This is a genomic window from Pseudomonas sp. NBRC 111133 (assembly GCF_001320605.1).
Lineage (GTDB): Bacteria > Pseudomonadota > Gammaproteobacteria > Pseudomonadales > Pseudomonadaceae > Aquipseudomonas > Aquipseudomonas monteilii.
The window spans coordinates 1-14,334 of sequence record NZ_BCBJ01000031.1 but is presented as its reverse complement, the minus strand read 5'-3'; the positions used below and the strand labels follow the sequence as shown (position 1 = coordinate 14,334).

General features: G+C 59.6%; 13 protein-coding genes. 4 read left to right on the top strand and 9 right to left on the bottom strand.

The genetic code is table 11. The features are described from left to right. The first annotated feature begins 8 nt into the window (after positions 1-8). Entirely contained in the window at positions 9-275 is a 267-nt protein-coding gene (locus tag APH36_RS06470; protein WP_016713655.1) for a hypothetical protein, read from the top strand. Here APH36_RS06470 and APH36_RS06465 read toward each other — a convergent pair whose 3' ends face one another. Further along, on the bottom strand, positions 276-881 hold the full coding sequence (locus APH36_RS06465) for a flavin reductase family protein (RefSeq protein WP_016713656.1): 606 nt from the start codon (positions 879-881) through the stop codon (positions 276-278). Positions 882-998: 117 nt separating this feature from the next. After that, complete coding sequence (locus APH36_RS06460; RefSeq protein ID WP_060497956.1) at positions 999-1,364, bottom strand: hypothetical protein; 366 nt, start codon at positions 1,362-1,364, stop codon at positions 999-1,001. Between the two features lie 342 nt (positions 1,365-1,706). Between APH36_RS06460 and APH36_RS06455 the strand changes: the two genes are divergently transcribed. Continuing rightward, complete coding sequence (locus APH36_RS06455; RefSeq protein WP_060497955.1) at positions 1,707-2,459, top strand: hypothetical protein; 753 nt, start codon at positions 1,707-1,709, stop codon at positions 2,457-2,459. 164 nt (positions 2,460-2,623) lie between these two features. Here APH36_RS06455 and APH36_RS06450 read toward each other — a convergent pair whose 3' ends face one another. From APH36_RS06450 to bglX, 4 genes are all read right to left on the bottom strand, one after another. Next, entirely contained in the window at positions 2,624-3,943 is a 1,320-nt protein-coding gene (locus tag APH36_RS06450; protein ID WP_060498004.1) for an MFS transporter, read from the bottom strand. 255 nt (positions 3,944-4,198) lie between these two features. Further along, a complete protein-coding gene (locus tag APH36_RS06445; protein ID WP_060497954.1) occupies positions 4,199-5,533 on the bottom strand; it encodes a sigma-54 dependent transcriptional regulator in 1,335 nt (444 codons plus the stop codon). Then, complete coding sequence (locus tag APH36_RS06440; protein ID WP_060497953.1) at positions 5,527-7,284, bottom strand: ATP-binding protein; 1,758 nt, start codon at positions 7,282-7,284, stop codon at positions 5,527-5,529. Before APH36_RS06440 ends, APH36_RS06445 begins: the two co-directional genes overlap by 7 nt. Before the next feature lie 83 nt (positions 7,285-7,367). Beyond that, entirely contained in the window at positions 7,368-9,659 is a 2,292-nt protein-coding gene (gene bglX, locus APH36_RS06435; RefSeq protein ID WP_060497952.1) for a beta-glucosidase BglX, read from the bottom strand. Positions 9,660-9,846: 187 nt separating this feature from the next. Here bglX and APH36_RS06430 point away from each other — a divergent pair, with 187 nt between their 5' ends. Then, positions 9,847-10,464: a TPM domain-containing protein gene (locus APH36_RS06430; protein ID WP_060497951.1), complete on the top strand. Its 618-nt coding sequence runs from the start codon at positions 9,847-9,849 to the stop codon at positions 10,462-10,464. A gap of 56 nt (positions 10,465-10,520) precedes the next feature. Continuing rightward, positions 10,521-11,735 carry an SAM-dependent methyltransferase gene (locus APH36_RS06425; RefSeq protein ID WP_060497950.1) on the top strand — a complete coding sequence of 405 codons (1,215 nt, stop codon included), beginning with the start codon at positions 10,521-10,523 and terminating at the stop codon, positions 11,733-11,735. A gap of 18 nt (positions 11,736-11,753) precedes the next feature. On the opposite strand, the gene APH36_RS06420 is transcribed toward APH36_RS06425, so the two are convergent. From APH36_RS06420 to APH36_RS30615, 3 genes are read right to left on the bottom strand one after another with little or no spacing between them, the layout of a single operon-like run. Beyond that, positions 11,754-12,665: an EamA family transporter gene (locus APH36_RS06420; protein ID WP_060497949.1), complete on the bottom strand. Its 912-nt coding sequence runs from the start codon at positions 12,663-12,665 to the stop codon at positions 11,754-11,756. Beyond that, positions 12,662-13,393, bottom strand: a complete 732-nt coding sequence (locus APH36_RS06415) for a hypothetical protein (protein WP_060497948.1) — start codon at positions 13,391-13,393, stop codon at positions 12,662-12,664. Before APH36_RS06415 ends, APH36_RS06420 begins: the two co-directional genes overlap by 4 nt. Positions 13,394-13,410: 17 nt before the next feature. Then, positions 13,411-14,238 (bottom strand): saccharopine dehydrogenase C-terminal domain-containing protein, encoded by an 828-nt coding sequence (locus tag APH36_RS30615; RefSeq protein WP_082426351.1) that lies wholly within the window; start codon positions 14,236-14,238, stop codon positions 13,411-13,413. Positions 14,239-14,334: the final 96 nt, after the last annotated feature.

The following is a 14,334-nucleotide window of genomic DNA, read 5'->3' as shown; positions in this document are numbered from 1 at the left end:
GGGGTAAAATGACCGCCTTGTTCAACCAGGTGGATAGCAACATGGCACGTAGGGAATTCCCGCATTTCGAAGCGGTTTCGGCAATGGTCCCGGTCGAGGGGGGCGGCTACAACGCGGCCATTGCGGTCAAGGCCTTGGGCATGGGCGGCGCGCCGCGTTTTCACAAGGTACTGGACGGGCAGGTGTTCAAGGGGGCCGTAGCCGCCGACGAAGCGGCTACGGCCGAGCTGCAACGCCTGCAAGGCGTCAGCGAAGAGGGCGAGCTGATCTGGTGATCAGGCCGGCGGGCGGGCCATCTTGAACAGGTTGCCCAGCTCGAAGTAGTCCGCCGGGCCACCGCCACGCAGGATCGGTTCGGCGGCAGCGGTGTCGTAGATGCCGTTTTTCAGCAGGTGCTCGGCAATGTGCACCGCCACCACCTCACCCAGGATCAGCCAGCTGGGCACTAGCGCCTGGTCTGCCCGCTTGAGCTGCACGATCTGGCTGACCTTGCACTCGAAGGCCACGGGGGTTTCCCCCACGCGCGGTACGTTGACGATGCTCGACGGCGTGGCAGTGAGGCCGCTCAATTCAAATTCGTTTACTTCGGCCGCAACCGGTGCGCAGCTCTGGTTCATCTGCTCAGCCAGCGGGCGGGTGGCCAGGTTCCAGACAAATTCGCCGGTCTGTTCGATGTTGTTCAGGCTGTCTTTGCGCCCGACGCTGCAGAAACCGATGATTGGCGGGATGTAGTTGAACGCGTTGAAAAAGCTGTAGGGCGCCAGGTTCAGGCGGCCTTCACGGTCTTGCGAGGAGATCCAGCCGATGGGGCGGGGGCCGACGATGGCGTTGAACGGGTCGTGGGGCAGGCCGTGGCCTTTTGCGGGTTCGTAGTAATACATCTGTGCTGGGCTTGCTGGCCCACCTCCTGGGTTGCGAGGTGCCTAGTGTGCCAAGCCTGTGCCCGTCTGCAAATGATCAAGCCCGGCCAAAGCCGGGCTGGGTGCTCGCATCGGGGATCAACTGATGCGGTGGGCGTTGGTGCGGTCGAAACCGTCTTCGGCGAAGCGTTGGCCACCGGTGCGGTCGAAACCGTCTTCGGCGAAGCGTTGGCCACCGGTGCGGTCGAAGCCGTCTTCGGCGAAGCGTTGGCCACCGGTGCGGTCGAAGCCGTCTTCGGCGAAGCGTTGGCCACCAGTGCGGTCGAAGCCATCTTCGGCAAAGCGTTGGCCACCAGTGCGGTCGAAACCATCTTCAGCGTAGGTAGCGGACTGGCTCTGTACCGCTGCAAACGTGTGGGCGTTGGTACGGTCGAAGCCATCTTCGGCGTAAGCGGCAGCTGCGAAAACCGAGAGGGCCAGGGTAAGGATCAGTTTGTTTTTCATGGTCGTTGCTCCAAGGGCTACAAGGGTTGTTTGTTTCTATGGGTTTAATCCTACGCCGATTAATTTGATTAAAAAGCGCAAAAAATAGCGATTAAAAATCTAATTATTCGATGTATATGGGAGCGCTTCGCGTGAATCACGCTGTGGCATCACCCAAGAGCCGCATGCCCGCGCGTCGTCGTTCTGTCAGCTATTTCAGCTTGAAGGGTGGGAATTAATGGGACGTTAAGAACGAAATATTTTGTTTCAAAGATCTATCAACACTTTTTTCATGCATCACCAACCGATTTTTCAGGCCTCGATCAGCACCATCGCCGCACCTCAAACTGGAGCGGCACAACAATGAACAAACTCCCGCAAATCACCTTGGCCTTCTGGGTCATGAAGATCTGCGCTACCACCCTTGGCGAAACGGCGGGCGACTTGCTGTCGATGACGCTGAACGTTGGCTATGCCGTCAGCTCGCTGCTGTTGATCAGCGTGTTCCTGCTGACCTTGCTCGGCCAGCTCTACTCGCGCCGCTACCACCCGATGCTGTATTGGCTGGTGATCCTCTCCACCAGTACCGCCGGCACCACCATGTCCGACTTCATGGACCGCACCCTGGGCCTGGGTTATGCCACGGGGTCGGCCTTGCTCATCGGCATCCTGCTGCTGACCTTCCTGCTGTGGCGCCTGAGCGGCAACCCACTGGATGTCACCCGAATCAAGAACCGCACGGGCGAGCTGTTCTACTGGGTGGCGATCCTGTTTTCCAACACGCTTGGTACCGCCCTGGGCGATTACCTGGCCGATGATTCGGGGCTCGGTTTTGCTGGCGGCGCGTTGCTGATCGGCAGTGCCATTGCCTTGGTAGTGGTGGCCCGCTACTGGACGCGTATTCCAGGCGTCGTGCTGTTCTGGGTGGCGTTCGTGCTTACCCGCCCGTTTGGCGCCACGCTGGGCGATGTCCTGACCAAACCCCATGAAAAGGGTGGCCTGGACTTTGGCACGGTCGGCTCTTCGGCTGTGCTGGGCGGGGTGTTGCTGGTGCTGGTGCTGATGGCCAGCTGGTACCAGCGCCGTGAGCCGCGTCAGGCGTTGGAGATGTCTTGAGCCAGGTTTCAGGAGCTGGTGAGCCGATTAATTGAGCTATTCGGCTCACATGATGAGCCGAATAGGATTAATCATTGGCTCATCGAATCACATCATGCATTCACAATGCATGAAAAAAGGGCGCCCGAAACGGTGCGCCCTTCTTCATTGCGGCAGGCTCAAACTCACTCAGTTGTAATCCGCGAGTGCTGCTTGGTGTCCTTCATGGTTGCATATACCAGAAGCGAACAGGCGATGCAGGCGGTGACGTACCAGTAGAAGCCGCTCTCCATGCCAGCGCTCTTGAACCACAGGGCCACGTATTCGGCGGTGCCGCCGAAGATGGACACGGTCAGGGCGTACGGCAGGCCCACGCCCAGGGCGCGAATTTCCGTCGGGAACAGCTCTGCCTTGACCACTGCGTTGATCGAGGTGTAGCCGCTGACGATGATCAGCGCGGCCATGATCAGGAAGAACGCGCCCCACCAGGTCTGGATGGTGTGCAAGGTGCTGAGGATCGGGACGGTGAACAGGGTGCCGAGCACACCGAAGGCGATCAGGATCGGGCGACGGCCGATCTTGTCGGACAGCCCACCAATCACCGGCTGCAGACACATGAACAGGAACAGTGTGGCGGCCGAGATGGTGGTCGAGTCGCTGATGCTCATGCCCACGGTGTTGACCAGGTACTTCTGCATGTAGGTGGTGTAGGTGTAGAAGGCTAAGGTGCCGCCCATGGTCAGGCCGACCACGGTCATCAGCTCTTTGGGGTGGCGCATCAGGGTGCGCATCAGGCTTTCCTTGGCCTTTTCCTTCTTGGTGAACGAGGCGGTTTCTTCCATGCCGCGACGCAGGTACAGGGCCACCACGGCGCACAGCGCACCGATCACGAACGGCACACGCCAGCCCCAGGCGTACAGCTGCTCGGTGGTCAGGGTCTGCTGCAGGATGATCAGTACTGCCAGGGCGATGAGCTGGCCGGAGATCAGGGTCACGTACTGGAAGCTGGAGAAGAAACCACGGCGGTCCTTGCTGGCCATTTCGCTGAGGTAGGTGGCCGAGGTGCCGTATTCACCACCCACCGACAGGCCCTGCATCAGGCGCGCAATCACCAGCAGGATCGGTGCGGCGACACCGATGGTTTCGTAGCCCGGGGTCAGGGCGATGACCAGCGAGCCTGCGCACATCAGCAGTACCGAAGCCATCAGCGCGGCCTTGCGGCCCTTGCGGTCGGCGTACAGGCCCATCAACCAGCCACCGATCGGGCGCATCAGGAAGCCCACGGCGAAGATCGCGGCGGTGTTGAGCAGTTGTGCGGTGGAGTCGCCGGCCGGGAAGAAGGCCTTGGCGAAGTACAGCGAGAATGCGGCGTAGACGTACCAGTCGTACCATTCGACCATGTTGCCGATGGACCCGCTGAAGATCGACTTCAGGCGGCTGGCGGTGGTTTTTTCCGCGGCGGGCGCAGTGGCCGCCCCGGCGGGCAGGGAGGTGGCGTTATCCATCAGGGATACCTTCTCGTTGTTTTTGTGGAGCGCGCCGTGGCGCAGCTTGCCAAGGCAATTGCAGAAGGTGTGCCAAATGGGTGCGGGGTGATTCATTTGGGGGCGTTGCGAGCTCCGCGAACCCCGTAATAGCAAGCCTTGCAAGGCCCTTGCAGGAGCGGCCTTGCGTCGCGATGGGCTGCAAAGCAGCCCCAAAATCTTGAGTTGATAAGCGGAATCTCGCCTACTAAATCCTGGTCATAAGCGGATTTCCGCTCATTCTCGCCCGACAAAATCCTCGCGCACCAACCCGTGCCGCTGCATCTTTTCATTAAGCGTGCGCCGCGGCAGCTGCAAGGTCTCCATTACCGCCTTGATCTCGCCCCCATGCTGTCGCAACGCTGCGCGCAGGCATTGCGCCTCGAACGCCTCCATCTGCTCGCCCAGCGATTGCCCGGCAGGCGCTACCTCGATGTTTGGCGAACCTAGCCCCAACGCGTGCCGCTCCGCCGCATTGGCCAGCTCGCGAACATTACCTGGCCAGTCATGCGACAGCAGTTGGGCCAGCTGTGGCCCCGACAGCGGCGGTGCGCAGCGTCCAAGCTTTTCGCCTGCTGCACGGGCAAAGTGTTCGAACAGCAGCGCAATGTCCTCGCGCCGCTCACGCAACGGCGCCAGGCGCAGTTCGGCCACGTTCAGGCGGTAGGCCAGGTCTTCGCGAAAACGCCCGGCACGGGCCTCGTCGAGCAGGTCGGGCTTGGTCGCGGCAATGATTCGCAAGTCGATGCTGATGCTCTGGTTAGCCCCCAAACGCTCCAGTTTCTGCTCCTGGATCACCCTTAGCAGCTTGGCCTGTTGCGCCAGTGGCATGCTCTCGATTTCGTCGAGGAACACCGTGCCACCGTTGGCGTACTCCAGTTTGCCGATGCGCTTGCCTTGGGCGCCGGTGAAGGCACCGCTTTCATGGCCGAACAGTTCGGCTTCGAACAGTGCTTCGGGGATGGCCGCGCAGTTGAGGGCAACGAATGGTTTGCCGGCGCGCGGGCCAAAATCGTGCAGGCAGCGGGCGACCCGCTCCTTGCCGCTGCCGGTTTCACCACGAATCAGCACGTTGACTGGCAGGCTGGCCAGGTCCAGCACCTGCCGGCGCAGTTGCTGCAGGCCCTGGGACATACCCAGCAGTGTGCCTTCCAGGCGTGACTTGAGGTCAGCCTGTTCGTGCAGCCGACGGTTTTCAAGGACCAGCTGGCGCTTTTCCAGTGCCCGGCGCAGGCTCCCCAGCAGGTGCTGCGGGGTGAAGGGTTTTTCCAGGAAGTCATAGGCCCCGTTGCGCATGGCTTCTACTGCCATGGGCACATCACCGTGGCCGGTCAGCAGGATCACGGGCAGGTCGGGGTCGTCCGTCTGCAGGCGCTCGAGCAATTGCAGGCCGTCCATGCCTGGCATGCGCACATCGCTGATGATCACCCCCGGAAAGTGCCGTGGCAGGTGTGCCAGGCATTCATCAGCGCGAGCGAACAACTGCACAGTGAAGCCGGACAGGCTCAGCCATTGCTCGACGGCAGTACGGATGCTGGCTTCATCATCGACGACGATCACTGAATTCAACATACAGGCTCCAGGTCACGGGGTAGGGTAAGGCTCAGGCGTGCGCCACCAGGTACGTTTTCGGCCAGCAGTTGGCCCCCGGCCTCGTGGACGATGCCGTAGGAAATGGCCAGGCCCAGGCCCAGCCCTTCACCCACCGGCTTGGTGGTGAAGAACGGGTCGAACACCTTCGCCAGGTCGGCCTCGGCGATGCCGCCACCCGAATCCAGCACGCTCAGGCGCCACAGCTCGCCATCTGGCTCGATGCGCACCTCCAGGCGTTTGTAGCGCTTGTCGGCCATGGCGTCGAGGGCATTGCGCAGCAGGTTGATCAGCACTTGCTCCAGGCGAATGGCATCGCCGCGTACCCAGGCCGGGCGTGCCAGGTACAAGGCCACCTCGACCTCGTCACTACGGATGCGGGTATCCAGCAGGTGCAAGGCCTGGTCGACCACGGTGGCCAGATCGAGGCGCTCGCGCAGGCCGACCGGGCTGTTGCGGGCAAAGGTTTTCAGGTGGCTGGTCAGTGCGGCCATGCGTGTGAGCATTTGCTCCAGCGGTTCCAGGGCCTGGCGCGCTTCGTCGTAACGGCCGTGGTCCAGCAGCAGCCGCAGGGTTTCCAGTTGCATGCGCTGGGTGGTCAGCGGCTGGTTGATCTCGTGGGCCATGGCGGCCGACATCTGCCCGAGGGCGGCCAGTTTGGCCGACTGTACCAGGCCCTCCTGGGCGGTGCGCAACTCACGGGTGCGTTCTTCGACCTGGCGTTTGAGCTCTTGCCGGCTGCGCTGGCGCAGGCGTGCCAGGCGCAGGCGCTGGCTGACGAACAGGGCGGCGAACACCAGGCTCAGCCACACGGCTGCGGCGCCCAGGGCGGCATTGCGGCCATCGGCGGCCACCTGTGGCTTGCGCAACAGGTGCAAGGTCCAGTGGTCACCTTCCAGCGGCAGGCTTTCCCACAGGTACTCGGCACTGCCCTGCGGGCCTTGCACGCGGCTAAGGGTGCTGTATTCGGCAAAACGGGTCAGCACCTGGTGCTGCAGGGGCACCAGCGGCTGTTTGTCGTACTGGCGTGTTTCAGCCAGCTCGGCACGGTCGGCACCATTCAGCGGCTGGAGCTCGCGGTAGCGCCAGCCATCCTGGTTGGCGATGAAGGTGATGCCACGGGCGTCGCTGACCAGCAGGATATCGCTGCCCTGGCGCCACTCGCGTTCCAGTTCGGGGAATTCCAGCTTGACCACCATAGCACCGAGAAAGCGGCCATGCTCGTCATTTACCGCGCTGGCGAGGAAGTAGCCCGGTACGCCACTGGTTACGCCCACGGCGTAGAAGCGGCCACTGCCTTGGCTGCGGGTTTGCTTGAAATAGGGGCGGAAACCGTAGTTGGAGCCGACGTAACTACTGGGCAGCCGCCAGTTGCTGGCGGCAATGGCCAAGCCGGTGCGGTCGAGCAGCTCGAGGGTAGAGGAATTGGCCGCGCCATTGATGCGCTCCAGCTTGCGGTTCAGGGCGTCCTGCACCTGTTCATTGACCGGGCCGCGCAGGGCGGCGATCAGTTCCGGGTCCAGCGCCAGTACGGCGGGCAGGGCGCGGTAGCGGTCGATCAGGGTGTGCAGGGCATTGGCGTACAGCCCCAGTTGCTGACTGGCACGCCGGGCGTCGTCTTCCATGGCCTGGCGCTTGGCCTGGTGCATGGCCCAGCCGGCACTGAGGGCGGTGCCCAGCAGGATGAGCAAGGTGATCAGCCCCAGACGCAGGGCGCGAAAGGAAAAGGGCATTGGGGCGGATCCGGATATATGCGATATCAGGGCCGGCCTCTTCGCGGGTGAACCCGCGAATGGGCCGGTGCAGGCGACCTCAGTTACAGCAGTTCAAAGCTCTGCTGTTGCACCGCCTGGGAGTCCAGCCCTACCTGGACATTGAACTCACCTGGTTCGGCAACCCGCTGCAGCTGGCCATTGTAGAACTTCAGGTCATCCTCGTTGATGCGGAAGGTCAAGGTCCGCGACTCACCCGGCTTGAGCATCAGCTTCTGGAAGTTTTTCAGTTCCTTGACCGGGCGGCTCATCGATGCCGACACATCTTGAAGGTACAGCTGCACCACGGTCTCGCCGGAGACCTTGCCGGTATTCTTCACCGTCACCTTGGCCTCCAGGTTGTCACCGCGCTTGAGGTCCTTGTGCGACAGCTTCAGGCCAGACAGCTCGAAGCTGCTGTAGCTCAGGCCATAGCCGAACGGGTACAGCGGGCCGTTAGGCTCTTCGAAGTACTGCGACGTGTAGTTACCCGGCTTACCCGGCGTGAACGGCCGGCCAATGCGCGTGTGGTTGTAATACATCGGGATCTGCCCGACCGAACGCGGGAAGGTGATGGCCAGCTTGCCGGATGGGTTGTAGTCGCCAAACAGCACGTCGGCGATGGCATTGCCGCCCTCGGTACCGGCAAACCAGGTTTCGAGGATGGCGTCGGCCTGCTCGCGTTCCCAGCCGATCGACAGCGGCCGGCCGTTCATCAGCACCAACACCAGCGGCTTGCCGGTCGCCTTCAAGGCCTTGATCAGCTCACGCTGGCTGGCTGGAATTTCCAGGGTGGTGCGGCTGGACGACTCGTGGGACATGCCACGCGACTCGCCAACAACCGCTACGACCACGTCGGACTGCCTGGCAGCCTTCACGGCTTCGTCGATCAGCACCGCAGGCGGGCGCGGGTCATCGACGATTTCCGGTGCGTCGAAGTTGAGGAAGTTCAGGTAATCGAATATCGCCTTGTCGCCGGTGACGTTGGAGCCTTTGGCGTAGACCAGCTTGGCTTTGCCTTCTACGGCGCGACGCAAGCCTTCACGCACTGTCACCGAGTGCACGGGTTTGCCGTCGGCAGCCCAGCTGCCCATCATGTCGATCGGTGCATCGGCCAGCGGGCCGACCAGGGCGATGGTGCCGGCTTTTTTCAGCGGCAGGGTCTGGTTGTGGTTTTCCAGCAGTACCAGGCTGCGGCGGGCCACATCACGCGCGGCTTCGCGGTGCAGGCGGTCGTTGCCGTAGTAGTCTTTCAGGTCGGTTTCGGCCTTGCCGATGCGCACGTACGGGTCCTTGAACAGGCCCATGTCGTACTTGGCTCCGAGTACTTCGCGCACCGCCTGGTCCAGCTCGACCTGGGTCACTTCACCGGACTTCAGCAGGCCTGGCAGCTCTTCGCCGTACAGGGTGTCGTTCATGCTCATGTCGATGCCGGCCTTGATCGCCAGCTTGGCGGCTTCGCGACCGTCGCGGGCGACACCGTGGCGGATCAGCTCCTGGATGGCGCCATGGTCGCTGATGGTCACACCCTTGAAGCCCCACTCCTTGCGCAGCAAGTCGTTCATCAGCCAGGTGTTGGCGGTGGCCGGCACGCCGTTGATCGAGTTCAGTGCCACCATCACCCCGCCAGCACCGGCGTCGAGGGCGGCGCGGTAGGGCGGCAGGTAGTCGTTGTACATCTTCGGCAGGCTCATATCGACCGTGTTGTAGTCGCGCCCGCCCTCCACGGCGCCGTACAGGGCGAAGTGCTTGACGATGGCCATGATGCTGTCGGGGTTGGCCGGGCTGCTGCCCTGGAACGAGCGCACCATCACCTGGCCAATCTTCGAGGTCAGGTAGGTGTCTTCACCAAAGCCTTCACTGGTGCGGCCCCAACGTGGGTCGCGGGCAATATCGACCATGGGTGCGAAGGTCATGTCCAGGGCGTCGGCCGAGGCTTCGATGGCGGCGGTGCGGCCAACCTTGGCCACGGCGTCCATGTCCCAGGTGGCGGCCATGCCCAGGCCAATCGGGAAGATGGTGCGCTCGCCGTGGACGGTGTCGTAGGCGAAGAACATCGGGATCTTCAGGCGGCTGCGCATGGCCGCGTCCTGCATCGGCCGGTTTTCGGGCGCGGTGCGTGAGTTGAAGGTGCCGCCGATGCGGCCGGCGGCGATTTCCTCACGAATCTTGTCGCGAGGCATTTCCGGGCCGATGCTGATCAGGCGCAACTGGCCGATTTTCTCGGCTTCGGTCATCTGGCTGATCAGATGGTCGATGAACGCCTGCTTGTCCTGCAGGGGCGGGGCGGTGGGGGCGGCGAGGGCCGCCTGACTGGCAAGGCCCATGGCCAGGCCCAGCAAAGACAATTTCATCATCAGTTCCGTTGTGGGGCCTCTGCCGTATCCAGCGGTGATACGTGCGCGGCCGAAGTTTTCAGGCGGCTATTGTTGTACGATTGACACGCTCGTTTTCCAGCGGCGGATTATGCCTGAATATGTCGCCTGGGGACGAAGCCCCGAATGCCGGGACAACAACTATAAGAACGCTCAAGAGACCGACGGCATGACCCCCTTAGACGAATACCATCAACGGCAGATTGCCGAAGCCATTGCCCGTGCTGAAAAGCGAACCGATGCCGAACTGGTGACGGTACTGGCGCGCCGTGCTGACGATTACGCGTATTGGCCGCTGTTGTGGGCCGCCGTGCTGGCGCTGGCTGTGCCGGGGCTGTTGCATTGGCTGCTGGGTTGGCCCAGCGTGCGTGGCTTGCTGGTGGCCAACGTGCTGCTGTTCGTCGGTTTGTGCCTGCTGCTGCGCAATCCGCTTCTGGCCGGCTGGCTGATTCCTCGTGCTTTGCGTCGCTGGCGCGCCTCACGGCTGGCCCGCCAGCAGTTTCGCGAACAAAACCTGCAGCGCACCGCAGCTGCCACGGGCGTGCTGATCTTCGTCAGCGAGGCGGAGGGGCACGTGGAGATCCTGGTCGACCGCGGTATCGAGCATTATCTGGATGCCAACGCGCGGGCGGCCATTGTCGCCCGCTTTGCCGAGCAGGTGCGTCAGGGGCGGACCTTGCAGGGGTTTGTCGAGTGCATCGACGCGTGCGGCGAGCTGCTTAGCGAGCATGTGCCGCCTACCCATGCGCGCAACGAGTTGCCCAACCGGTTGGTGATCCTGGACTGACTTGGAACCTGCAGGGTGTAGAATGCGGTTCCCGCTATTCGAGGCACCGTTTCTCCATGTCCGCCAGTTCTTCCGCCCCCTCTGCGTCAGATGCACGCGCCCGGTTTCTCGGCCTTCTGAATGCAGCCTTGCACGGCAACACCTTGGTCAAACTGGTGCTGGCGCGCCATGTCGGTGCCGACCAGACCTTGCAACGGATCATCGCCAAGCCGCTGCAGGTCAAGGGCCAGCCATGCCTGTCGCTGGTCTACCGCCATCAGACCCGCGACATTACCCGCAACCTGTCGCTGGAACAGGCGCAGGCGCTGGTAGCTGAGCTGCTGCCGGACAGCTTCCGCAATGCCCACCTGTTCGACGCAGATGGCGAAGTGCAACTGACCTTCAGCAAGAAGGGCAAGCCGATGTTGCAACGTCACGGCGCGCAGGCTCCACGGGAGGCCACGACGAGCAGCGGCCATGACCGCGAGAAGAAGCGCTACCTGGATTTGTCGAGGCCGTTCCTGCGTGACCTTGGCGTGACCGACGCACAAGGTGCATTGATCCCGTCCATGTCGCGCAAGTGGAAGCAGATCAACAAGTTCATCGAGGTCTTCGACCACGCCCTGGCCAGTGCGCCGGTACCTGCGGAGCAGGCGCTGCGGGTGGCCGACTTCGGCTCGGGCAAGGGCTACCTGACCTTCGCCATGCATGACTACCTGAGCAACAGCCTGGGCCGTGAGGCACAGGTCACCGGTGTAGAGCTTCGCCAGGACATGGTCGACCTGTGCAACGCCGCCCCTTCGCGCCTGGAGCACCCAGGCCTGGAATTCCAGTGCGGTGATGTACGTAGCGTGGTGCCCGAGGCCATCGAAGTGATGATCGCCCTGCATGCGTGCGATATCGCCACCGACTACGCTATTCACACCGGTATTCGCTGCAACGCCGCGATCATCATGTGCTCGCCGTGCTGCCACAAGCAGATCCGCCCGCAACTGCACAGCCCGGGGTTGCTGCAACCCATGCTGCAATACGGCTTGCACCTGGGCCAGCAGGCCGAAATGCTCACCGACAGCCTGCGCGCGTTGTACCTGGAAGCCTGCGGTTATGAAACCAAGGTGTTCGAGTTCATCTCGCTGGAGCACACCAACAAGAACAAGATGATTCTTGCGGTGAAGCGACGACAGCCGGTGGCTAACGGCGAGTTGCTGGAGAAGATTGGCCAGCTCAAGGCGTTTTATGGGGTGCAGGAGCATTGCCTGGAGACGTTGTTGCGGGCGGATGGGTTGCTTTGATTCGTCCCAGTTCTCTTTTCAGCTGTCATGCAAGGATATGACCACAACGCCAACCACGATCACCAGGATGGAGGTGATCTTGCGTGACATGCTGGTTGGCGCGATATCCTCGGTCAAAAAGGATGGGAAATAGCGTGTGGCTATGAACCCAAACAGTAGAACAAATAATGGGTGTATGCTGACGACGACGGACACCAGCGCAGCACCACCGCCAGCAGACAGCGCAGCCATAAAAAATATATAACCGCCAACATCGAAGGTGTTGGTGACGCCAAATACTCCAAATTGTCTGAGATTCAGCTGTTTCAGATCGCGTACGATCAGCTTTCGGCAGTGAGGTATCAAAAGTAGTAAGAAACCGCCGAGTGCATAACCAAGAAAGTTGAACAGTAGTACGGATTCCAGGCTTTTTAGCCTAAGTATTTCATCTGATATTACTGTTGAGGCTGCGCCGAAAAAGGCAGAAACCAGAATCATCAAGATGTGCTTTTTCTGGCCTAGCCCGTTTAAGGTCTTGCCTGAAACACATAGCAACAGGATGCCACCAGTTATAAAGAAAAAGCCGCCTGCCTGCCAGAGCGTAGGGATAGCATTGAAGAGAAATACTGACGCGATGAGGACGAACAGTGGCTCCGATTGGTGAATCGGGATCACGATCGATACGTCCATGCTTTCTAGCGAATAGCTATAGGCAAAATATTGCATGAATATAGCGAGGCCTGAAAGGATGTTTAGGGTTGCCGTTGTCAGGGCTATATCAGTTGGTGGTACTGCGGCATAAATTATGGCAGCGAAAAAAATATTCCCAATGCTGAGCAGGAATATGAATGAGATATAGTTGGATGTGATGTTGGTGATCGCGAATTTATCGATCATGTTGGATAGGCTCCACAATAATGGAGCCATGAGTGAAAGGTATAGCCAGGTCATGATGGTCTTCCCAGGATCTCAAGAATTGTGCATCTACTACGATTCAAGAGATCGATTGAGAAGTCGTCGGTGTCATGGTCGAAGATGAAGGTGTTTTGGTAATGGAACGTCTGGGCGGTCTCGAAGCTAACGATTTCATCCAGAAATTTTGATGCTTCCCCGAACCTTGAAGTGTGATGAAGTTTCAAGATTTTCATGGCGTTACCATAATGTGCTGCCTCGTCGCGGGCTGCATTTCTTATCCAGGTCGACAAGCAGTCGGGGCCAAGGCTGTCAAACAGATCAAAGTCCTGCTTGTAAGCTCTAGTGCTGGTGATCTCGTCGAACGCAATGGATAGTAGTATTGTGAATTCATCGCGAAGGAATGGTGATATTGAGCTAAAGTCTGGTTCTCTGGATTTTATTGCATGGTCAATAAATTCTTCACTTTGACTGTAAAGTACGCTATTTATTTTGCGAAGACCCCGGTAGTGATTTTGCTCGTCAAGATGCCATAAGCAAACAAACTCAAGGAATTCATCGCTGAGGCTCAAGTCTCTTCGTTTCATGAGGTAGGTAAGGAAGTGCTTTGAGTCGAATTCTGAGCTCATGTCGTGCCAGAAGTGTTGTTGGCGCTCCTCGATTTTTTTCTTACAGCCGACAATTGTTCTTGGGCTTAAATTTTTCAGCAGGTCGACAGATGACCAATCATAGCATTTCAGGCCGATTGCTGTTTTTGTATAGCTCATGTCGGTACTCCTTGTACTTACTCTAAGAAGTTTTCGAATTGCCAGATGTCGCTGGTATTGAACCTTCGTGGGAAAAGCCGTCCATCTTTGTCGACCGGAGTCCAGTCCGTGTAAGTGCCTACCATGTCGCCCAAGTAGCAGCGAGCAACGTCCAGTACAAATTGAAAATCCATTTCCTCCGACTCGACAATACCTTGTCTTGGATGTTTGATGGCCCACTTCACACCGGCAAGTACGCCAGCTGCTACTTGCAATGTGGTCGCTGAGCTTGCAGGGTTCAAATTTTGGGCGGTGGCGTTATTAAGTATGGAGCCGTACCAGTAAGCATTCTTCTCGTGCCCCATGAGAAGTACGCCGAGATAGTCAGCTCCATCACATATTTCATGCCCTTGCAATACACGTTTACGCTGCTGGGGTTGCAAGGAATTTCCATTGAGTTCATGGAGCGATAGAACTGCATCATTGCACGGGTGATAGGCGTAGGTTACGGTGGGCCTATAATCATTCGTGTCGTTTATTTCATATGTAAAATAGTCGGCTAAGGAAATCGATTCGTTATGAGTGATAAGAAAGCCTAGGCATGGCCCGCAAGCAGGTGTCCAGGTTTTTAATCGAACGGAGGCGCCTGGGCGGTTAAGGTAAATTGACTTTCTATAGGCAGGCGCATGGAAGCAGGCGCCTATGGGTAATGTCAGTTCATGAGTTCCCCAGCCAAGCTCTGAAGGTTGACAGCCTTCTCCAATGAACCCATCGACAGACCATGTGTTTATAAATTCGCCTGGTTCTTTCGCGATGTTGGCTGTTTGAGTATCATGTTCGGCTATGTGTATGGTTTTAATATTCAATTGCCACGCAAGTCGCGCTCATTCTTGGCGCGTAGCGGGGATATAGTCGCTGGTCCCGTACACGTCGTGTCGAAGGTTGAGTAGTGCTTGCTTGAC

What these genes read in the sequence shown, in the direction of transcription:
- APH36_RS06455 (WP_060497955.1), top strand. Translation starts at nt 1,707, where the DNA reads ATGAACAAACTCCCGCAAATCACCTTGGCCTTCTGGGTCATGAAGATC.
- APH36_RS06465 (WP_016713656.1), bottom strand. Translation starts at nt 881, where the DNA reads ATGTATTACTACGAACCCGCAAAAGGCCACGGCCTGCCCCACGACCCG.
- APH36_RS06450 (WP_060498004.1), bottom strand. Translation starts at nt 3,943, where the DNA reads ATGGATAACGCCACCTCCCTGCCCGCCGGGGCGGCCACTGCGCCCGCC.
- APH36_RS06415 (WP_060497948.1), bottom strand. Translation starts at nt 13,393, where the DNA reads ATGAGCTATACAAAAACAGCAATCGGCCTGAAATGCTATGATTGGTCA.
- APH36_RS06430 (WP_060497951.1), top strand. Translation starts at nt 9,847, where the DNA reads ATGACCCCCTTAGACGAATACCATCAACGGCAGATTGCCGAAGCCATT.
- APH36_RS06460 (WP_060497956.1), bottom strand. Translation starts at nt 1,364, where the DNA reads ATGAAAAACAAACTGATCCTTACCCTGGCCCTCTCGGTTTTCGCAGCT.
- APH36_RS06425 (WP_060497950.1), top strand. Translation starts at nt 10,521, where the DNA reads ATGTCCGCCAGTTCTTCCGCCCCCTCTGCGTCAGATGCACGCGCCCGG.
- APH36_RS06470 (WP_016713655.1), top strand. Translation starts at nt 9, where the DNA reads ATGACCGCCTTGTTCAACCAGGTGGATAGCAACATGGCACGTAGGGAA.
- APH36_RS06440 (WP_060497953.1), bottom strand. Translation starts at nt 7,284, where the DNA reads ATGCCCTTTTCCTTTCGCGCCCTGCGTCTGGGGCTGATCACCTTGCTC.
- APH36_RS06445 (WP_060497954.1), bottom strand. Translation starts at nt 5,533, where the DNA reads ATGTTGAATTCAGTGATCGTCGTCGATGATGAAGCCAGCATCCGTACT.
- APH36_RS06420 (WP_060497949.1), bottom strand. Translation starts at nt 12,665, where the DNA reads ATGACCTGGCTATACCTTTCACTCATGGCTCCATTATTGTGGAGCCTA.
- bglX (WP_060497952.1), bottom strand. Translation starts at nt 9,659, where the DNA reads ATGATGAAATTGTCTTTGCTGGGCCTGGCCATGGGCCTTGCCAGTCAG.